The 18877-nt window shown below is 65.2% G+C and carries 18 protein-coding genes; 16 read left to right on the top strand and 2 right to left on the bottom strand.

Annotated elements, in window-relative coordinates:
• Positions 1–2 precede the first annotated feature (2 nt).
• Genes lpdA through AC1D0O_RS03200 form a run of 3 tightly spaced genes read left to right on the top strand, consistent with a single transcriptional unit; the run spans position 3 to position 3212 of the window.
• A complete protein-coding gene (gene lpdA / locus AC1D0O_RS03210; protein ID WP_477652099.1) occupies positions 3–1430 on the top strand; it encodes a dihydrolipoyl dehydrogenase in 1428 nt (475 codons plus the stop codon).
• Between the two features lie 19 nt (positions 1431–1449).
• A complete protein-coding gene (zapE, locus tag AC1D0O_RS03205) occupies positions 1450–2553 on the top strand; it encodes a cell division protein ZapE (RefSeq protein ID WP_477652098.1) in 1104 nt (367 codons plus the stop codon).
• Positions 2550–3212, top strand: coding sequence for a hypothetical protein (locus AC1D0O_RS03200; RefSeq protein ID WP_477652097.1), 663 nt, complete (start codon positions 2550–2552; stop codon positions 3210–3212). Before zapE ends, AC1D0O_RS03200 begins: the two co-directional genes overlap by 4 nt.
• Here the strand turns inward: AC1D0O_RS03200 and AC1D0O_RS03195 are convergent.
• Positions 3201–3986, bottom strand: coding sequence for a PP2C family protein-serine/threonine phosphatase (locus tag AC1D0O_RS03195; RefSeq protein ID WP_477652096.1), 786 nt, complete (start codon positions 3984–3986; stop codon positions 3201–3203). The two genes, AC1D0O_RS03200 and AC1D0O_RS03195, sit on opposite strands and share 12 nt — an antisense overlap.
• Positions 3987–4070: 84 nt before the next feature.
• Here AC1D0O_RS03195 and AC1D0O_RS03190 point away from each other — a divergent pair, with 84 nt between their 5' ends.
• Both AC1D0O_RS03190 and AC1D0O_RS03185 read left to right on the top strand, forming a co-directional pair.
• Positions 4071–4274: a DUF465 domain-containing protein gene (locus AC1D0O_RS03190; protein ID WP_092125858.1), complete on the top strand. Its 204-nt coding sequence runs from the start codon at positions 4071–4073 to the stop codon at positions 4272–4274.
• Entirely contained in the window at positions 4274–6280 is a 2007-nt protein-coding gene (locus tag AC1D0O_RS03185; protein ID WP_477652095.1) for an ATP-dependent DNA helicase, read from the top strand. The genes AC1D0O_RS03190 and AC1D0O_RS03185 overlap by 1 nt, the downstream gene beginning before the upstream one ends.
• Here AC1D0O_RS03185 and AC1D0O_RS03180 read toward each other — a convergent pair.
• Positions 6243–7067 (bottom strand): outer membrane protein assembly factor BamD, encoded by an 825-nt coding sequence (locus AC1D0O_RS03180; RefSeq protein ID WP_477652094.1) that lies wholly within the window; start codon positions 7065–7067, stop codon positions 6243–6245. The two genes, AC1D0O_RS03185 and AC1D0O_RS03180, sit on opposite strands and share 38 nt — an antisense overlap.
• 17 nt (positions 7068–7084) lie before the next feature.
• Here AC1D0O_RS03180 and AC1D0O_RS03175 point away from each other — a divergent pair, with 17 nt between their 5' ends.
• The 11 genes from AC1D0O_RS03175 (at position 7085) to bamB (ending at position 18863) form a co-directional block, all read left to right on the top strand.
• A complete protein-coding gene (locus AC1D0O_RS03175; RefSeq protein WP_477652093.1) occupies positions 7085–8119 on the top strand; it encodes an RluA family pseudouridine synthase in 1035 nt (344 codons plus the stop codon).
• A gap of 121 nt (positions 8120–8240) precedes the next feature.
• Positions 8241–9053 carry an SMC-Scp complex subunit ScpB gene (gene scpB, locus AC1D0O_RS03170; RefSeq protein WP_477652092.1) on the top strand — a complete coding sequence of 271 codons (813 nt, stop codon included), beginning with the start codon at positions 8241–8243 and terminating at the stop codon, positions 9051–9053.
• Between the two features lie 3 nt (positions 9054–9056).
• Positions 9057–10676, top strand: a complete 1620-nt coding sequence (locus tag AC1D0O_RS03165) for a pseudouridine synthase (RefSeq protein ID WP_477652091.1) — start codon at positions 9057–9059, stop codon at positions 10674–10676.
• A 127-nt stretch (positions 10677–10803) separates the two neighbouring features.
• On the top strand, positions 10804–11229 hold the full coding sequence (ndk, locus tag AC1D0O_RS03160) for a nucleoside-diphosphate kinase (RefSeq protein WP_122956648.1): 426 nt from the start codon (positions 10804–10806) through the stop codon (positions 11227–11229).
• Positions 11230–11309: 80 nt separating this feature from the next.
• Entirely contained in the window at positions 11310–12458 is a 1149-nt protein-coding gene (gene rlmN, locus AC1D0O_RS03155; protein ID WP_477652090.1) for a dual-specificity RNA methyltransferase RlmN, read from the top strand.
• Positions 12455–13273 (top strand): type IV pilus biogenesis/stability protein PilW, encoded by an 819-nt coding sequence (pilW, locus tag AC1D0O_RS03150; RefSeq protein ID WP_477652089.1) that lies wholly within the window; start codon positions 12455–12457, stop codon positions 13271–13273. Before rlmN ends, pilW begins: the two co-directional genes overlap by 4 nt.
• Positions 13266–14291, top strand: coding sequence for a helix-turn-helix domain-containing protein (locus AC1D0O_RS03145; RefSeq protein WP_477652088.1), 1026 nt, complete (start codon positions 13266–13268; stop codon positions 14289–14291). Before pilW ends, AC1D0O_RS03145 begins: the two co-directional genes overlap by 8 nt.
• A 2-nt stretch (positions 14292–14293) precedes the next feature.
• Positions 14294–15568: a flavodoxin-dependent (E)-4-hydroxy-3-methylbut-2-enyl-diphosphate synthase gene (ispG, locus tag AC1D0O_RS03140; protein WP_477652245.1), complete on the top strand. Its 1275-nt coding sequence runs from the start codon at positions 14294–14296 to the stop codon at positions 15566–15568.
• A gap of 5 nt (positions 15569–15573) precedes the next feature.
• On the top strand, positions 15574–16926 hold the full coding sequence (gene hisS / locus AC1D0O_RS03135) for a histidine--tRNA ligase (protein ID WP_477652087.1): 1353 nt from the start codon (positions 15574–15576) through the stop codon (positions 16924–16926).
• A gap of 93 nt (positions 16927–17019) precedes the next feature.
• The gene (locus AC1D0O_RS03130; RefSeq protein ID WP_477652086.1) at positions 17020–17712 is read left to right on the top strand and encodes a YfgM family protein; all 693 of its coding nucleotides are present in this window, start codon (positions 17020–17022) and stop codon (positions 17710–17712) included.
• On the top strand, positions 17709–18863 hold the full coding sequence (gene bamB / locus AC1D0O_RS03125; RefSeq protein ID WP_477652085.1) for an outer membrane protein assembly factor BamB: 1155 nt from the start codon (positions 17709–17711) through the stop codon (positions 18861–18863). The genes AC1D0O_RS03130 and bamB overlap by 4 nt, the downstream gene beginning before the upstream one ends.
• The last annotated feature ends 14 nt before the right edge of the window (positions 18864–18877 follow it).

Here is an 18877-nt window from a genome sequence, read left to right as displayed (position 1 = left end):
ACATGTCTAAACAATTCGACGTCATCGTCATCGGCGGCGGCCCCGGCGGCTACATTGCCGCCATTCGTGCCGCCCAGCTGGGTTTTAACGTCGCCTGCATCGACGAATGGAAAAACGCCAAGGGCGGTCCCGCCCTGGGCGGCACCTGCACCAACGTGGGCTGCATTCCCTCCAAGGCGCTGCTGCAGTCGTCCGAGCATTACGAGCAGGCCGGCCACCACTTCGCCGACCACGGCATCGAGGTCAAGGGCCTGAGCCTGGACGTCGCCAAGATGCTGGGCCGCAAGGACACCGTCGTCAAGCAGAACAACGACGGCATCGTCTACCTGTTCAAGAAAAACAAGGTCACCTTCTTCCACGGCCGCGGTTCCTTTGCCGCCGCCAAGGACGGCCTCTATGACGTCAAGGTTGCCGGCGCCGCCGAAGAAACCATTTCCGGCAAACACATCATCGTGGCCACGGGCTCCAATGCCCGCGCATTGCCCGGTGCACCGTTCGACGAGGAAAACATCCTGTCCAACGACGGCGCGCTGCGCATAGGCGCGGTGCCCAAAAAGCTGGGCCTGATCGGCTCCGGCGTGATCGGCCTTGAAATGGGTTCGGTCTGGCGCCGCCTGGGCGCCGAGGTGACGGTGCTCGAAGGCCTGCCGACCTTCCTGGGCGCGGTGGACCAGCAGATCGCCAAGGAAGCCCACAAGGCTTTCACCAAGCAAGGCCTCAAGATCGAGCTCGGTGTCAAGGTCGGCGAGATCAAGTCCGGCAAGAAAGGCGTGTCGGTCGCCTATGTCGATGCCAAGGGACAGGCGCAGGCGCTGGAGGTCGACAAGCTGATCGTTTCCATCGGCCGCGTGGCCAATACCATAGGCCTGGCGCCGGAAGCCGTGGGCCTTAAGCTCGACGAGCGCGGCGCGGTGGTGGTCGATGACCAATGCAAAACCAACCTGCCCAATGTCTGGGCCATCGGCGACGTGGTGCGCGGCCCCATGCTGGCGCACAAGGCCGAGGAAGAGGGCGTGGCGGTTGCCGAGCGCATCGCCGGCCAGCACGGCCACGTCAACTTCAATACCATTCCCTGGGTGATCTACACCAACCCCGAGATCGCATGGGTGGGCCAGACGGAAGAGCAGCTCAAGGCCGCCGGCCGCGCCTACAAGGCCGGCACCTTTCCCTTCATGGCCAACGGCCGTGCGCGGGCGCTGGGCGACACCACCGGCATGGTCAAGATGCTGGCCGACGCCGCCACGGACGAAATCCTTGGCGTGCACATCGTCGGGCCTTTCGCCAGCGAACTGATCGCCGAATGCGTGGTCGCCATGGAGTTCCGCGCCAGCAGCGAGGACATCGCCCGCATCTGCCACGCGCACCCGTCGCTGAGCGAGGCGACCAAGGAAGCCGCGCTGGCGGTGGACAAGCGCACGCTGAACTTCTGATCTGGCCGGGCACGGGTCCGTGACTCAACCGGTACGCGCGGCGTACGACGCTGAACTGGCGGCGCGGGGTTATCAAAGCGACCCCGCGCAGCTGCGCGCCGTGGAGGCGCTGGAACGCTGCGCCTCGGAATGGGCCGAGTTCAAGGAACAGCGCTCCAATGCTTTCAAGAAGCTGATCAACCGGCCCGACATTCCGCGCGGCGTGTACATGTACGGCGGCGTTGGGCGCGGCAAAAGCTTTTTGATGGATTGTTTTTTCGGCGCCGTTCCGCTGCGCCGGAAAGTCCGGCTGCATTTTCACGAGTTCATGCGCGAGGTGCACCGTGAACTGCAGGACCTGCAGGGCACGGCAAACCCGCTGGACGAACTGGGCCGGCGCATGGCCAAGCGCTATCGCCTGATCTGCTTTGACGAATTCCACGTGGCCGACATCACCGATGCCATGATTCTTCATCGCCTGCTGTCGGCGCTGTTCGAGAATGGCGTCGGCTTTGTCACTACTTCCAACTTTCACCCGGACGAGCTGTACCCGAACGGCATGCACCGCGACCGCGTGTTGCCGGCCATCGAACTGCTCAAGGCCAACCTGGAGGTCATCAGCGTCGACAACGGCACCGACTACCGCAGGCGCACCCTGGAGCAGGCCAGGCTCTACCACACGCCGCTGGGCCCCCAGGCCGATGCCGAAATGACGGAAACTTTCAACGCGCTGGCGGAGTCTCAGGATGAAAACCCGGTATTGCAGATCGAGGCCCGGCAGATCCAGGCCAGGCGCAAGGCGGGCGGGGTGGTGTGGTTCGACTTCAAGACGCTGTGCGGCGGCCCGCGCTCGCAAAACGACTACCTGGAGATCGCGACCCAGTTCCATACCGTGCTCTTGAGCGACGTGCCTTACATGCCGTTACGGATGGCTTCCGAGGCGAGGCGCTTTACCTGGCTGGTGGATGTGTTGTACGACAGGCGGGTCAAGCTCATCATGTCGGCAGAAGTGCCCCCGGAGGCGTTGTACACCGAGGGGCCGCTGGTGCACGAGTTTCCCCGCACCGTCTCCCGGCTCAACGAAATGCAGTCGAAGGAATTCCTGGCGCTTGAACGCCGAAACGTGGATACGACCCTCACATGAAAAAATTCGCCGTCGCATGCTTTATCGCCACCCTTGGCGTGCTTGCGGGCGCGCAACCCGCGGCGCAGCAGCCGGCCGCGCCCACCGAAGCGCCGCGCAGCATTGATGCCGATCGCGCCAGAATCAACGCGGACCGCGCGCGGCTCGAAGCGGGTTTCCTGGCCGAGGACGCCGAGTGCTATAAAAAATTCGCCGTCAACAGCTGCCTCGGGAAGATCAACGAGCGGCGGCGCGAGGCAATGGGCGACCTGCGCCGGCAGGAGATCCTGCTCAACGATGAAGAGCGCCGCATCCGGGGCGCCGAGCAGGTTCGCAAGACCGAAGAAAAATCCTCCCCTGAGAAGCAGCAGGAAGCCGCGGACCAGCGGGCCAAAGCCGCGGCCGACTACCAGTCACGCGTGGAGCGGGAAAAGAAGAAGAACGAAGACCGTGCCGCCGCCAAAGCCGGTGAGCAGGGCAACAGCGACGCCAGCGCCGCCCGGTTAAAGGGAAGCCAGGAGAAATCCCAGGGCAGGGCTGACAAGCAGGCCACGGCGGCCGCCGAAGCCAAGAAATTGAGTGACCGCCAAAAGGAAGCGCAGGAGCGCAAGGCCCAGCACGAAAGCGACCGTCTGAAGCAGACCAAGCCGCCGGCCAAGTCCCTGCCTCTACCCAACTAGGCGTGCAGGGGGCTCAGGGGCCAGTGGCTCGAGCTTGACGATCACCAGCGAGAGGTTGTCGCCGCCGCCCCGTGCGCGGGAGCGCGCTTTCTGGATCAGGAATTCGGTGGCCTCACGAGGCGACAGCATGGACAGGGCGGAGCCCATTTCGCTGGCGCTGAAGTAGTGCCACACGCCGTCGCTGCAGGCCAGCAGCACGTCTTCGGGGCGCAGCTGGGGGATGAAGTGGTGCGTGATGGGCGGCGCCTCTTCGGTCCCCAGGCAGCCCATCAGGATGTTGGATTGGGGATGGACATTGGCCTCGTCCTCGGTGATTTCGCCTTTGTCGACCAGCGTCTGCACATAGGAATGGTCCACCGTCCGGTGCACCAGTTTGCTGCCCTGGTAGTGGTAGATGCGGGAATCGCCGGTATGCACCCAGTGGCAGTCGCCGCCCGGGTTGATCAGGAAAGCCGCCAGCGTGCTGTGCGGTTCCTGTTCGGCCGAGATCGCGGTGAGCTTGATCACGATGTGCGCCTCTTCGACGATCTGCTTGAGCATCGCGGGAGCGTCATCGGTCGCGGGGTCATAGCGGTCAAACAGCTGCTTGGCGGTCAGCATGACCTGATCGGAGGCTTTACGCCCGCCGCTGCGTCCTCCCATGCCGTCGGCCACGATGCCCAGCATGCAGCCGGGAATCCGCGAGTGGCTGAACAGGTTGACCTGGTCTTGCTGGTAGTCCCGATCCCCTTTGTGGATACCGGTGGAGGCGGTGATTCGATAACCTTTGGACATTGTGTGGTCGTTCGGGCGCGAGGCTCGATTTATGGTCGCAATCGACGTATTATCAAGCGAAGCAGCGCGTACGGATAAAAAACCTTGGACTTAAATTTACATTCCCCGGAACGGCAGCTGATCGAACTGAAAATGGAGCACGCGGACCTCAATGCCCTGGTGGACATTGCGGCGCACTCCTTGCCCATCGACGAACTGCTGCTCAGGCGCCTCAAAAAGCGGCGCCTGCAGCTGCGTGACCAGATCGCTCAACTTGAGCTGTCGCTGGATCCCCCCGAGCCCGCCTGATGACGCTTGCGCTTGAAGTCGAAGAGGCTTTTGCCCCCGGCGGCGTGCTGTCGCGGGCGGCCGAGCATTTCAGGCCGCGCGCTGGGCAGACCGAGATGGCCCTGGCCGTGGCACGTGCCATAGAGGGGGCGTATCCCCTGGTGGTCGAAGCCAGCACCGGTGTCGGTAAAACTTTTTCCTACCTGGTCCCGGCCCTGTTGAGTGGCGAGCGCGTGCTGCTGTCGACCGCGACCAAGGCTTTGCAGGATCAGCTCTTCGGCCGCGACCTGCCACGCCTGGTCGAAGCGCTGGGGCTTCCCGTAAGCACGGCCTTGCTCAAGGGGCGGGCCAGCTACCTTTGCCTGCACCGCATGGAAATGGCTCGTCAGGAGGCTTATTTGCCCGACGGCGTCTCGGTGCGCGCCCTGGCCAGGATCGAGGAGTGGTCCAAGGTGACACGCACCGGCGACTTGGCCGAACTGCCGGGGCTGGACGAACGCTCCCCCATGATCCCGCTGGTAACTTCGACGCGTGAAAACTGCCTGGGCGCCCCATGCCCGCGATTTCGTGCCTGCCATGTGAACCTGGCCCGCAGGGAGGCCATGGCGGCCGACGTGGTGGTGATCAACCACCACCTGTTTTTTGCCGACCTGGCGGTGCGTGAGTCCGGTGTGGCCGAACTGCTGCCGTCGGTGCGCATCGCGATCTTCGACGAAGCGCACCAGCTCAACGAAACCGGCGTGCAGTTCCTGGGCACCAACCTGACGACCGGACAGCTGCTGGATTTCGCGAGGGACATGCTGGCCACCGGCCTGCAGCTGGCCCGCGGGCTGGTCGACTGGCAGGAGGTCGTGTCCGCCGTCGAGCATGCCGCGCGCGAGCTGCGGCTGTGCGCCGGCAAGCAATACCCCGGCACCAAGCTCCGGTGGGTGGATGAATGCCCCGAAGGCCTGGATGCGGACGAGTGGAACGGCGCGCTGCAAGCCGTTCATGCCTCCTGCGAGCAGGCCTGCGCCGCCCTGGATACCGTCAGCGAGATCGCACCTGATTTTGTCCGTTTGCATGAACGCGCCGCCGAGCTGGCCGAACGCGCCCGGCGCTTTGTCCATGCCTGCGAGCCGGGCTGCGTGCGTTGGGCGGACGTGGGCACCCAACTGCGGCTGGTGGAGTCCCCGCTGGATATTTCCAAGGCCGTCAAGAGCAAGGTGCTGGGCGGCGGGACGGGCGCCGATAAAACCTGGATATTCACCTCGGCCACCCTGGGCGACGACGACAAGCTCAGCTGGTTCACCCAGCCTTGCGGGCTGGAGGATGCCGAGGTCTTGCGGGTGGGCAGCCCTTTTGACTATGAACGCCAGGCGGCGCTGTATGTGCCGCCGGCCTTTCCCAAGCCGGGCGACCCCGCCCACACCGTGAAGGTGGCCGAATCCGCCGCCAGATGGTCGCGACGCCTGGGCGGCCGCACCATGGTGCTGACCACCACGCTGCGGGCCTTGCGCACCATCGGCGATGCGCTCAGGGAAGCTTTCCAGGAATCGTCCGACATGGAAGTGCTGGTGCAGGGCGCCATGCCCAAGCGCGTGCTGATCGAGCGCTTCCGCGAGGGCAACGCCAACGGCGGCAAGGGCTGCGTGCTGGTGGCGTCGGCTTCGTTCTGGGAGGGCATTGACGTGCCCGGTGATGCACTGCAACTGGTCATCATCGACAAGCTGCCGTTCCCGCCGCCGAACGATCCGCTGGCCGAAGCCCGCTCAAAATTGCTGGAGTCACAGGGACGCAGCGCGTTCAACGATTATTTTCTGCCCGAAGCGGCCGTCGCGCTCAAGCAGGGCGCGGGCCGGTTGATACGCCGCGAGAGCGATGAAGGCGTGCTGGTAGTCTGTGACAGCCGCCTGGCGTCCATGGGCTATGGCAAGCGCCTGCTGAGGGCGCTGCCGCCCATGCGGCGCCTGGCGTCAGAGCAGGAACTGGCGGACAGGCTGGACGCGCTTACCAGAACTTGTACCAGGGATTGTCTGCAGACTTGAAGCCCCTGGTGATGAAGTGGCTCTGGGGGTAGTTTTTCTCCATGATGCGGCGGGTGTCGTCGCGCAGCTCGGCCATACCCAGGGCATCATAGGATTTGTACAGGATGTAGATGGCTTCTTCCAGGGCGGGCACATCGCGATAGTCGGCGATCGCGCTTTGCGCGCGATTGATGGCGGCCACGTAGGCGCCGCGCGAGTAGTAGTAGCGCGCCACGTGCACTTCGGACTGCGCCAGCGAGTTCACGATGTAACTCATGCGCAGGCGGGCGTCCGAGGTGTACTTCGATTCGGGGAAACGGGTGACCAGTTCCCTGAATGATTCAAACGATTCCTTGGCGGCCTTCTGGTCGCGTTCAGAGAGATCCTGGCGCGAGATGAAGCCAAAAATGCCCAGGTTGTCGTTGAAGTTCACCAGGCCCTTGAGGTAGAGCGCATAGTCGTAGGCAGGGCTGGCGGGGTGCAGCTTCATGAACCGGTCCAGCGTCGCGATGGCTTGGGGCTGCTCGCCGCCTTTGTACTGGGCATAGGCTTTTTCGAGCTGGGCTTGCTGGGCCAGCGGCGTGCCCGCCGCGCGGCCTTCGAGTTTTTCGTACAGGGGAATGGCCTTGTCGTAGGCCCCCGAGTTCGCTTCGTCCTTGGCCTCGGCGTAGATCTTGTTGGGGCTCCAGGAGGCCGTCTTGTCAGGGGCGGGTGTGCTGGAGCAACCGGCGATCACGAAGGACAGTGCGCAAACGGCTGCAAAAAGCGGCATTGCATTGGGAACAACCGATAATTTGGTGGAAAACATTGCAATCGACCTTCTTGATGACTGATTCAGAACAAAGCAAATTAATTATATCGGCCGCTGCTGCGCCCGAAAACGTCCCGGACGAAGCCCAGGAGGAGGGGGATACCACGGCCGAGATGGAATTGCGACAGGTGATGGTTCCCGCGGAGAGTCACGGCAGCCGGCTTGACCGCGCTTTGGCTGCCATTGTGCCCGAGTTCTCGCGCACTTATCTCCAGCAACTCATTGAAGCCGGTGTGGTCAAACTGGGCGGTGTTCCGGCGACCAAGGCCTCGGCCAAAGTCAAGGCCGGCGATGAGCTGCTGATCGAACTGCGCCCCACGCCGCAAAGCCAGGCCTTCAAGCCCGAGGCCATGGCGCTGGACATCGTGTTTGAAGACGCTCACCTGATGGTGATCAACAAGCCCGCGGGGCTGGTGGTGCACCCGGCGCCCGGCAACTGGAGCGGGACCCTGCTCAACGGCTTGCTGGCGCATGACCCGCAGGCCGTGTTCCTGCCGCGCGCCGGCATCGTCCACCGCCTCGACAAGGACACCAGCGGCCTGATGGTGGTCGCCCGCCAGCGCACCGTGATGGACCAACTGGTCGGCCTGATCGCCGCCCGCGACGTGAGCCGGGAGTATGTGGCCCTGGCCCACGGCGCCTGGCAGGGCGCAAAGACCCGCCAGGTCGACGCCCCCATAGGCCGCGATCCGCGCAACCGGCTGCGCATGGCAGTGGTCGACCTGGAGAAAAACGCCGGCAAGACCGCCTCCACGGTCGTCTCGCTGCTGCAAACCGCCGGCAAGCACTGCCTGGTGCGGTGCAAGCTGCACACGGGGCGCACCCACCAGATCCGGGTGCATATGGCGTTTCTCGGCCATCCGCTGGTGTCCGACGATCTTTATGGCGGGGCATCCGCGGCGGGATTGGGCCGACAGGGCCTGCACGCTTGCCGACTGGCCTTTGAGCACCCGGTGACCGGCGAGGCCATGGAGTTCAGGTCCGGGCTTCCCGCCGACCTCCAGGCCGCCGTGGACGGTTTGGGGCTGATATACAATCAAATTCAGTAGTTTCCAGCTACCTGCACCATGGCTCCTGACGGGAGATTGCGCATGGATGCATGCGCAAACTAGCGCCGAACCCACGTTTTCCCGGCCTTTTTTTCCGCCCTTTTTCGGAACGACCACAATCATGAATACGACGGATGCAAAGCGCGTCCTCGAAACAGCACTTATTTGCGCGCAGCAACCGCTGCCACTGCGTGAAATGGGTGTCCTGTTCAACGGGGTACTGACAGCCGACAGCCTCAAGCTGGTGCTTGAAGAGTTGCAGAACGACTGGTCGGGCCGAGGCGTCGAACTTGTGCATGTCGCGACGGGCTGGCGTTTTCAGAGCCGGCCCCAGATGCGCGAATACCTGGACCGGCTGCATCCTGAAAAACCGCCGCGCTACAGCCGGGCCACGCTGGAAACGCTGGCCATCATTGCCTACCGCCAGCCCGTGACGCGCGGCGACATGGAAGACATTCGCGGCGTGACGATCAACAGCATGATCCTCAAGCAGCTCGAAGACCGCGGCTGGGTGGAGGTCATAGGCCACCGGGAGACCGTGGGACGGCCCGCGCTGTACGCGACCACCCGGCAGTTCCTCGACGACCTGGGTGTCGAGTCGCTGGACCAGCTTCCGGTCATGGACAGCAACACTTCCACGCCGGTCGCGATGCTCGAGCAGATCGAATTCGGCATGGCCGGGTTGGCGGATGGTGCGCCGCAATTGCAGGGGCTGGAACTTGCCGCGCAGGACGCCGCTCCCGCTGAAGAGCTTGTTGACGCAAGCGAACATCCAGCATCGGCGGAATCCCCCGAATCGACCGGCAGCGCTGAGACGGCTGACACGCCCGAACTCGCGGAGGCACTCGCCGAGGCCCCGCTTTCGCAGTCCACCGAGGACGGTGACTCCGAACCTTCCGACCAGGCCGACGGCGATTTCCCCGCACGAATGTAAAAAATGACCCAACAAGATCCCCCCGCCTCCGAACCCGTGGACGTGCCCGCTGGTGAAGACCAGACCAAGACGCTGGCCCAGGAGCCGCTTGTGCAGGAGGCTACCGAGGTGATCACACCGGCGCAAGCCGACACGGTGCGGCCGCCGCGGCCCGCCAGGGGCCGCAACGCCGCTCCCGCCGTCGGGGCGATACGGTTCGAGGACGTGGTGACGGGGCAGTTTGACGCTGACGAGGAAGACGTTGCCCTCGCGCCGCCCAAGCGCGTGCTGTCGCCGCAACCCGAAACCCCCAAGCTGCACAAGGTGCTGGCCCAGGCCGGCCTGGGCTCACGCCTGGAGATGGAGCAACTGATCCTGGAAGGGCGGATCTCGGTCAATGCCGAGCCGGCCCACATCGGGCAGCGCATCCAGTTCGGCGACACGGTCAAGGTCAACGGCAAGCCGATCCGGGTGCGCATAGATCCGCCGCCGCCGCGCGTGATCGCCTATCACAAGCCCACGGGTGAAGTCGTCACGCACGACGACCCGCAGAACCGCCCGACGGTTTTCCGGCGCCTGCCCAAGCTGTTCCAGGGTAAATGGCAGTCGGTGGGTCGCCTCGACCTGAACACCGAAGGCCTGCTGCTGTTGACCAGCTCCGGTGAACTGGCCAACAAGCTGATGCACCCGCGCTTCGGCTTGGAACGCGAGTACGCGGTCCGCGTGCTGGGCGCCCTCAACAATGAAGAGAAAAAACGCCTGCTCGAAGGCGTGACCCTGGATGACGGTATCGCCCAGTTCAGCTCCATCGAAGCCGGCGGCGGCGAGGGCGCCAATTGCTGGTACCGCGTCACCATCTCCGAGGGGCGCAACCGCGAAGTGCGGCGCATGTTTGAGGCGGTCGGCCACGCCGTCAGCCGTCTGATCCGCATTCGCTACGGCGCCATGGTGTTGCCGCGCGGCCTCAAGCGCGGTGCGTTTGTCGAACTGGATGAGCGCGATATCTGGGCCTTGACCAGCGCGCTGACGCGCTCCGAATCCCGTGCCGACCCGCGCGCGGCTGCTGGAGGCCCGCAAGCGGGTGCACCCGGCAGCGAGGGTGGCGAGGCGCGCCAGGGCCGTGGCCCGCGCAGGAACGAGCGGCCCCGCGGTGGACGTGACCGCTTTGCGGCGCCGCCGGCCGACGTGGACGCCTCCAATGCCGCGCCGCAAGACGGCGCCGAGCAGGAGTCCGATGATTCGCAGCCGCCGCTTCCGCGCAATGATTCCGCGCCGCGCGGCAACCGGCGCCGCGGCGGAAAAAGCCGGGGGCAGGGCGGCAACGCCGGCCCCGGTCCCCGCAGCGGGCCGCCTCCGGGCAACGGCATGCAGGGGCAAAAACGGCGTGATGACCGCGGGGATCGCGGCGACAAGCTTCCCGGCGGCGCCCAGCCCGATCCCATGAAAACCTCGTTTGGCTACATCGGCGCGGACACGTTCACGCGGCAACGCCAGGGCCAGGGCCAGGGGCAACAGCGCCGCGGCGGCTCGGGCATGGGTGGCGGCAACAATGCCGGCGGCCAGCGCCGTGGCGGCGGCGGTGGAGGCGGTGGAAACCGCGGTGGCGGCAATCGCGGCGGTGGAAACCGTGGCGGAAACCGCTGAGCATTCCGCAGAAGCACTCCGGATCACAGGGTTGATCTGAACCGCGGAGCCCACAGGTTAAAATCATGGGCTTTATTCAATTTTTGAATAATTTAAAAATCCAAAAAATTCAAGTTAAGGAACTCTCATGGCAATCGAACGCACTCTCTCCATCATCAAACCCGACGCAGTGGCAAAAAACGTGATCGGCCAGATCTACGCGCGTTTTGAAGCCGCAGGCCTGAAGGTCGTGGCTGCCCGTATGGCTCACCTGTCGCAAGGCGAGGCCGAGGCTTTCTACGCCGTGCACAAAGAGCGTCCTTTCTTCAAGGACCTGGTTTCCTTCATGATTTCCGGCCCGGTGATGATCCAGGCGCTGGAAGGCGAAGGCGCCATCCTGAAAAACCGCGACCTGATGGGCGCCACCGACCCGAAGAAGGCCGCCGCCGGCACCATTCGCGCCGACTTCGCCGACAGCATTGACGCCAATGCCGTGCACGGTTCCGATGCCGCGGAAACCGCCAAGGTGGAAATCGCCTTCTTTTTCCCCGGCATGAACGTCTACTCGCGTTAAACCATGTCCGACCCCATGCCTTGCTACCCCTTTCCAGGGCCGTCGCTTGCTTGGGGCGGTTCAGCCGGCTGCCTGCTGCGATGACGGCCAACCTTCTTGATTTTGATCTGGATGGTTTGGCCGCCTTCTGCGAGCGGCTCGGTGAAAAGCGCTTTCGCGCCACGCAGCTCTTTCGCTGGATCCACCAGAAGGGGGCGACCGATTTCACGCAGATGACGGACCTCGCGAAGTCCCTGCGCGAAAAGCTCCCCGAGTCGGCCCATATCGAGGGCCCCAAAGTTGTCTCCCGCCACGACTCCGCCGACGGCACCATCAAATGGCTGTTCGACGTCGGTGCCGGCGATGTCATTGAAACCGTTTTCATTCCCGAAACCGACCGCGGAACCCTGTGTATTTCCTCGCAGGCCGGCTGCGCCGTCGGCTGCCGTTTCTGCTCGACAGGCCATCAGGGCTTCAGCCGCAACCTGACCACCGGGGAAATCATCTCCCAACTGTGGTTTGCCGAACACTTCCTGCGCCAGCACCTGGGCCGCGAGGAGCGGGTGATTTCCAACGTCGTCATGATGGGCATGGGCGAGCCTCTGCAGAACTACTCGCAGCTGCTTCCCGCACTAAAGGTCATGCTGGACGACCACGGCTACGGCCTGTCGCGGCGCCGGGTGACGGTGTCCACCTCGGGCGTGGTGCCCATGATTGACCGGCTTGCCAAGGATTGCCCGGTGGCCCTGGCCGTCTCGCTACATGCGCCGGAAGACGTGCTGCGCGACAACTTGGTGCCGCTGAACAAAAAATACCCCATCGCGGAATTGCTGGAGGCCTGTACCCGTTACCAGGCTTCGGCGCCCCGTGATTTCATCACCTTCGAATATTGCATGCTCGACGGCGTGAACGACCAGCCCGAACACGCGCGCCAGCTGGTGTCGCTGGTCCAGGCGCACGCGACGCGCGGCCTGTCCTGCAAATTCAACCTGATTCCCTTCAACCCGTTTCCGGCCTCCGGCCTGAAGCGTTCTGACATGCCGCAGGTCAGCGCATTTGCGAAAATCCTGATGGACGCAGGCATCGTGACCACCGTGCGCAAAACCCGCGGAGATGACATCGACGCGGCCTGCGGGCAGCTCGCGGGCGATGTGCAGGACCGCACGGGCGTGGACCAGCGCATGGCCGCCCAGCGGCAAGGTATGCTCGGGGGAATTAAAGTCGTTGTGGCCAAGGGGATGGGTGTATGAGGTTTCTCTCCAATGTGATCTGGTTGCCGGTATGCTGGCTGGTTGTGATGCTGGCGGGATGCGCCGGCCAGCCGGGCGCCCCCGGCGCCGTCGGGGCTTCCGGCGGCCGCAGCGACATCGTCACCGAATCGGACGAGCCCGATGGGCGCCGGCGCGCGCGGCTGCGGCTTGAGCTGGCCTCGGGCTATTTCGAACAAGGCCAGACCAATGTGGCGCTCGATGAAATCAAGCAGTCGCTATTGGCCGACCCGAGCTTCGGCGATGCCTACAACCTGCGCGGCCTGGTGTACATGCGCCTCAACGACATTCCAATGGCTGAGGACAGCTTTCGCCGCGCGCTGGCGCTGAATCCGCGCGACGCGGACGTGGCCCACAACTACGGCTGGCTGATGTGCCAGCAGTCGCGTTTCACCGATGCGATGCGCTTTTTCGGCCAGGCGATGTCCAATCCCACCTATGGCGGCAGAGCCAAGACGCTGATGACGCAAGGGGTCTGCCAGATGCGTGCCGGGCAGCGCGCCGAGGCCGAGCAAAGCCTCATGCAGTCCTACGAGCTGGACGCGGGCAATCCCGTGACCGGCTACAACCTGGCCCATCTTTTGTATGAGCGCGGTGAACTGACACGCGCCCAGTTCTACATCCGCCGCATCAACAACAGCGATCTGGCCAATGCCGAAAGCCTGTGGCTGGGCATCAAGACCGAGCGCAAGCTGAACAACCGGGAGTCGGTAGTGCAACTGGGCGACCAGCTGAAAAAGCGGTTTGCGCAGTCCCGCGAAGCGGCTGCCTATGAAAAGGGCTCTTTCAATGAGTGAGCTTGACCTGACACCAGCGGGGCAGTTCGGGGGTGAGGCGGCGCCTGCCGGTTTCAGCCACAGCGGCATGCCGGCGCCAGATGCGACGGCGGGCGGCCTGCTTCGCCAGGCCCGGGAGGCGGCGGGCATGCACATTGCCGCGCTGGCGGTGTCGCTCAAGGTGCCCGTGAAAAAACTCGAAGCGCTGGAGCAAGACCGCTTCGACCTGCTGCCCGATGCCGTTTTTGTGCGCGCGCTGGCCTCCAGCGTGTGCCGCACCCTGAAACTCGATGCCGCCCCGGTGCTGGGCCTTTTGCCCCAGACCAGCGCACCCAAGCTGACTTACCAGGGCGCGGGCATCAACGCCCCGTTCCGCTCGCCGGGCGAGGGCCCCGGGCCGTCGATCTGGACCCAGGTTTCCAGGCCGGCCGTGCTGGCGGGACTTCTCCTGCTGCTCGGTGCTCTGGTCCTGATTTTCCTGCCGGCCGTCAAGCACGACGGCAGCAAGACGGAAACCGCCGATACCACCATGCCGCCGGGCGGCGCCGACGCCGGAAAACCGCTGCCGGTGGCCATCGCCGGCCCGGGCCTCGCCGACATCGCCAAGCCGGCCGAACAGGCCAACGCGCCTGTTGCCGCTGCCAGTGCCGGCGGCGTCTCGACGACGGTTCCCTTGTCCCTCTCGACACTGCCTCCGGCGGTGCTCAGCCCCACGCCGCCAGCCGCCGTCGCCGCTCCCGCGCCGGCTGTCGTCGCACCCGCCGCACCGGCGCCTGTGGCCGCCGCCTCGCAGGCAATGCCCGCGGGCATCGTGACTTTTCGCGCCAAAGGCGAGTCCTGGGTGGAAGTGACCGACGCCAAGGGCACGGTCGTGCTGCGTCGCACCCTGACGGCCGGTGAGGTCGCCGGCGCGTCCGGCGTATTGCCGTTGGCCGCTGTGGTCGGCAAGGCCGACCTCACGCAGGTGCAGGTGCGCGGGCAGGCCTTTGACCTGAATGCGGTCGCCAGGGACAACGTTGCCCGCTTCGAGGTGAAATAGTGCTGCAGGCCTGCCTTCCCATCGAGTCCGCCTTTCCCAAGGCGCGGCGCTCCCTCCAGGCGCAGGTCGCCTGGGGTTCGCGCATCGTCACCGTGGGCGGCGACGCGCCTGTACGCGTGCAATCCATGACCAACACCGACACGGTGGACGCCATAGGCACCGCCATCCAGGTCAAGGAACTCGCACTGGCGGGCTCCGAGATGGTCCGCATCACGGTCAACACGCCGGAAGCCGCCCAGGCTGTGCCTTACGTGCGCGAACAGCTGGACCGCATGGGCGTCGACGTGCCCCTGATCGGCGATTTCCACTACAACGGCCACCGGCTGCTCACCGACTATCCGGCCTGCGCGCAGGCCTTGTCCAAATACCGCATCAATCCCGGCAACGTCGGCAAGGGCGACAAGCGCGACCGCCAGTTCGGCCAGATGATCGAAGTCGCCATGCGCTGGAACAAGGTCGTGCGTATCGGTGTGAACTGGGGCAGCCTGGACCAGGAACTGCTGGCCAGCCTGATGGACGAAAACAGCAAGCGCGCGGTGCCTTGGGACGCGCGCCAGGTGATGTACGAGGCCTTGATCACCTCCGCGGTGGACTCGGCCCAGCGCGCCGAGGAAATGGGCATGGTCCGCAACCAGATCATCCTGTCCTGCAAAGTCAGCGGCGTGCAGGACCTGATCTCGGTCTACCGCGAGCTGGCCCGGCGCACCGACCACGCGCTGCATCTGGGCCTGACCGAAGCCGGCATGGGCACCAAAGGCACGGTGGCCTCGGCCACGGCGCTGGCTATCCTGCTGCAGGAAGGTGTGGGCGACACCATACGCGTCTCCCTGACCCCGCAGCCGGGCGAAGCCCGCACCCAGGAAGTTGTGATCGCCTCCGAAATCCTGCAGGCGCTGGGCCTGCGGACATTTGTCCCCAGCGTGACGGCCTGCCCGGGATGCGGCCGCACCACCAGCACCACCTTCCAGGAACTGGCCAAGCAGATTGACGACTTCCTGCGCGCCCAGATGCCCGTCTGGCGCGAGCAGTACCCGGGTGTCGAAGGCCTCAAGGTCGCCGTGATGGGTTGCATCGTCAACGGCCCGGGCGAAAGCAAGCATGCCGACATCGGCATCAGCCTGCCCGGCTCCGGCGAGGCACCGGCCGCGCCGGTGTTCATCGACGGCGAGAAAAAGTTGACCCTGCGCGGCGACAACATCGCGCAAGAGTTCCAGGTCATCGTTGAAAACTACATTGAAAAACGTTTCGGCGCGCACGCTGTCGCTGAAACTGCCTGACATCCATGGTTGAAAAAACAATAGCTGCCGCGACGGCGGAGAAGCCCGCTTTGGCGAAGACGGAAAAGCTCACCGCCGTCAAGGGCATGAACGACATCCTGCCGCCCGAATCGGCGCGCTGGGAGTGGTTCGAGGCCAAGGTGCGCGCGCTGATGGCGCGTTATGCCTACGCCAACGTGCGCACGCCCATCGTCGAGCCGACGGCGCTGTTCGTGCGCGGCCTCGGCGAGGTCACCGACATCGTCGAAAAAGAGATGTACTCCTTCGTGGACTCGATGAACGGCGACAAGCTCACGTTGCGTCCCGAGGCCACCGCCGGCATCGTGCGCGCGATGGTCGAGCACAACGCGCTGTACAACGGGCCCATGCGGGTCTGGTCCGCGGTGACGCTGTTCCGCCACGAGCGGCCGCAGAAAGGGCGCTATCGCCAGTTCCACCAGATCGACGTCGAAGCCCTGGGCTTTGCCGGGCCCGACGTGGATGCCGAGCAGATCCTGATGTGCCGCGCGCTGCTGCGCGACCTGGGCATTCCCATGGAGCACGTGCGGCTCGAACTCAACAGCCTGGGCCAGCCCGGCGAGCGCATGGCGCACCGCGCCGCGCTGATCGCCCACTTCGAGGCGCATGCCGACGTGCTGGACGAGGACGCCAGGCGCCGGCTGCACAGCAACCCGCTGCGCATCCTCGACACCAAGAATCCCGCCATGCAGGCCATCGTCGAGGCGGCGCCGCAACTGATGGACTTCCTTGGCGAAGCCTCGCTCGCGCACCTGAACGCCGTGCGCGCGGTGCTTGACGCCGCCGGCGTGGCCTACCGCATCAACCCGCGCCTGGTGCGCGGCATGGACTACTACAACCTCACCGTGTTCGAGTGGATCACCGACAAGCTCGGTTCGCAGGGCACGGTCTGCGGCGGCGGGCGCTACGACGGCCTGTTCGAGCAACTGGGCGGCAAACCGACGCCGGCGGTCGGCTGGGGCATGGGCGTGGAGCGCATGCTGCTGCTGCTCGAAGCAGTCGGCGTGCTGCCGCCGGAGAATGCGCCCGACGCCTACGCCGTCCTGCCGTCGGCCGAGGCCTTGCCCACCGCCATGGCCGCCTGCGAGGCCCTGCGCGGTGCCGGTATCAAGGTGCAGATGCACGGCGGCACGGGGGAGGGCATGGGCAGCATGAAATCCCAGTTCAAGAAGGCCGACGGCAGCGGCGCGCGCTATGCGCTGATTTTCGGCGCGGACGAGCTCGCCCAGGGCCGCGTGGCCGTCAAGCATCTGCGCGGCGAAAAAGACCAGGCCTTGCAAGCCCAGGTACTCCAGCCGCTGGCCGATGTGGCGGCTTGGGCCGGCACCTTGCGCGGCTGAACACCGGGACGCGCCGGCGGGCGCATGTCCTCGGGCCTCTACAATCACCCCAACTCAATCCGCGCCGTCACCGGGCCGCACAAGAAGACTTTTATGGCAAAACATCTCGATTTGGAAGAACAGGAACAGCTTGACGAACTCAAGCACTTCTGGAAGCAGTACGGTGACAGGATCACCTGGACGCTGATTGTCGTATTGGGCGTCTTTGCGGCCTGGACCGGCTACCAGTACTGGGAACGCACCAAGGCGGCGCAGGCCGCGGTCATGTATGAAGAAGTCGAGCGCTCCGTACAGTCGGGCGACGCGACCCGGATCGACCGCTCCCTGGCGGACATGAAAGAGCGTTTCAGCAGCACGGCTTATGCCCAGCAGGCTGGTTTGCTGGCCGCCCGGGCTTATTACGACAAGGGCAACGTCGACTCTTCGCGTGCCGCCCTGAACTGGGTCGCCGAAAAAGCCTCCGACGAAGGCTACCAAGCCATCGCGCGCCTGCGGCTGGCGGGCCTGTTGCTCGAAAAGAAGGCCTACGACGAAGCGCTCCAGCAGGTTTCGGGCGCTTTCCCCAAGGGTTTCACGGCGCTGGCCGCCGACCGCCGCGGCGACATCCTCGCCGCTCAGGGCAAAAAAGCCGAAGCCAGGGCGGAATATGAAAAGGCCTACAAAGACCTCGACGAGCGCGCCGAGTACCGCCGCCTCGTGGAAGTCAAACTCAACGCGCTGGGCGTAGACCCGGCAGCCAAGGCCAAATCCGAAACCCCCGCATCGAATCCCGAGGTGAAGAAATGATCCATCCGTCTTTCAGGCCTCTGGCCCAGGCCGTGCGCGCCCCGGCTCTCATCCTGCTGGTGGCCGCCTTGGGCGGATGCTCGATGTTCGGCAGCGGCCCTGCCAAGCCCCAGCCCGCTGAGCTCCAGCCCGTGACGGCCTTGGTGGCCGCCCGCCAGACCTGGACCACGCGCGTAGGCCAGGTGAATTTCCCGCTGCAGACCGGGGTTTCCGGCAACAGCGTGGCGGTGGCCAGCGGCGACGGCACCGTGGCCTTGCTGGACGCCCAGACCGGCCGCGACGTCTGGCGCTTTTCGCTGAACACACCGCTGGCCGCGGGCGCCGGCAATGACGGCAAAGTCGTGGCCGTGGTGACCAAAGCCAATGAAATTGTCGCCTTGCAGGGCGGCCGCGAAGTGTGGCGCCAGAAGCTGGGCGCCCAGGCTTTCACCGCGCCTTTTGTTGCCGGCGAGCGCGTGTTTGTGCTGGCTGCGGACCGCTCGGTTACCGCCTTTGACGGGCAGACCGGGCGCAAGCTCTGGGCCCAGCAGCGCCCCAATGAGCCCCTGATCCTGCGCCAGTCCGGCGTGATGCTGGCTGTCGGCGACACCCTGGTGGTAGGCCTGGCCGGCCGCCTGGCCGGCCTGAATCCTTCCAACGGCAGCATCCGCTGGGAAGCCCCTATCGCAACGCCGCGCGGCATCAATGACGTGGAACGCCTGGTCGACCTGGTCGGGCGTGTCAGCCGGCAGGGCGACGTCGTGTGCGCGCGGGCCTTCCAGGCCAGCGTCGGCTGCGTCAACGCCGCGCGCGGCAACCTGCTCTGGACCAAGCCCGCCAACGGCGTGCAGGGCCTGGACGGCGACGACCGCTTTGTGTTCGGCACTGAAGCCGACGGCAACGTGATTGCCTGGCGCCGCACCGACGGCGAACGCGCCTGGACCACGGACCGCCTGCGTTACCGCAGCCTGACAGCGCCGGTGGTGGTGGGACGTTCCATCGCCATCGGCGACTTCTCGGGTTTTGTGCACCTGCTGTCGCGTGAAGACGGCTCCCTGCTCAACCGCCTGCCCACCGACGGCACCGCCATCGCGGCCACCCCGGTGCTGGTCGGCAATACGCTGATCGCCGTGACCCAGGGCGGCGGTATTTACGGCTTCCAGCCCCAATAAAGGGCCTTGGGCCC

The sequence above is a fragment of the Polaromonas sp. P1_F2 genome (assembly GCF_056405735.1).
The sequence above is the reverse complement of the archived record's forward strand: the minus strand, read 5'-3'. Positions and strand labels throughout refer to the sequence as shown.

Excerpts from the sequence above, each read along its gene's own strand:
- lpdA (WP_477652099.1), top strand. The coding sequence starts at position 3 with ATGTCTAAACAATTCGACGTCATCGTCATCGGCGGCGGCCCCGGCGGC.
- ndk (WP_122956648.1), top strand. The coding sequence starts at position 10,804 with ATGGCAATCGAACGCACTCTCTCCATCATCAAACCCGACGCAGTGGCA.
- bamB (WP_477652085.1), top strand. The coding sequence starts at position 17,709 with ATGATCCATCCGTCTTTCAGGCCTCTGGCCCAGGCCGTGCGCGCCCCG.
- AC1D0O_RS03195 (WP_477652096.1), bottom strand. The coding sequence starts at position 3,986 with ATGTCCAAAGGTTATCGAATCACCGCCTCCACCGGTATCCACAAAGGG.
- AC1D0O_RS03185 (WP_477652095.1), top strand. The coding sequence starts at position 4,274 with ATGACGCTTGCGCTTGAAGTCGAAGAGGCTTTTGCCCCCGGCGGCGTG.
- AC1D0O_RS03130 (WP_477652086.1), top strand. The coding sequence starts at position 17,020 with ATGGCAAAACATCTCGATTTGGAAGAACAGGAACAGCTTGACGAACTC.
- rlmN (WP_477652090.1), top strand. The coding sequence starts at position 11,310 with ATGACGGCCAACCTTCTTGATTTTGATCTGGATGGTTTGGCCGCCTTC.
- AC1D0O_RS03200 (WP_477652097.1), top strand. The coding sequence starts at position 2,550 with ATGAAAAAATTCGCCGTCGCATGCTTTATCGCCACCCTTGGCGTGCTT.
- AC1D0O_RS03165 (WP_477652091.1), top strand. The coding sequence starts at position 9,057 with ATGACCCAACAAGATCCCCCCGCCTCCGAACCCGTGGACGTGCCCGCT.
- scpB (WP_477652092.1), top strand. The coding sequence starts at position 8,241 with ATGAATACGACGGATGCAAAGCGCGTCCTCGAAACAGCACTTATTTGC.
- AC1D0O_RS03145 (WP_477652088.1), top strand. The coding sequence starts at position 13,266 with ATGAGTGAGCTTGACCTGACACCAGCGGGGCAGTTCGGGGGTGAGGCG.
- AC1D0O_RS03175 (WP_477652093.1), top strand. The coding sequence starts at position 7,085 with ATGACTGATTCAGAACAAAGCAAATTAATTATATCGGCCGCTGCTGCG.
- pilW (WP_477652089.1), top strand. The coding sequence starts at position 12,455 with ATGAGGTTTCTCTCCAATGTGATCTGGTTGCCGGTATGCTGGCTGGTT.
- AC1D0O_RS03180 (WP_477652094.1), bottom strand. The coding sequence starts at position 7,067 with ATGTTTTCCACCAAATTATCGGTTGTTCCCAATGCAATGCCGCTTTTT.
- hisS (WP_477652087.1), top strand. The coding sequence starts at position 15,574 with ATGGTTGAAAAAACAATAGCTGCCGCGACGGCGGAGAAGCCCGCTTTG.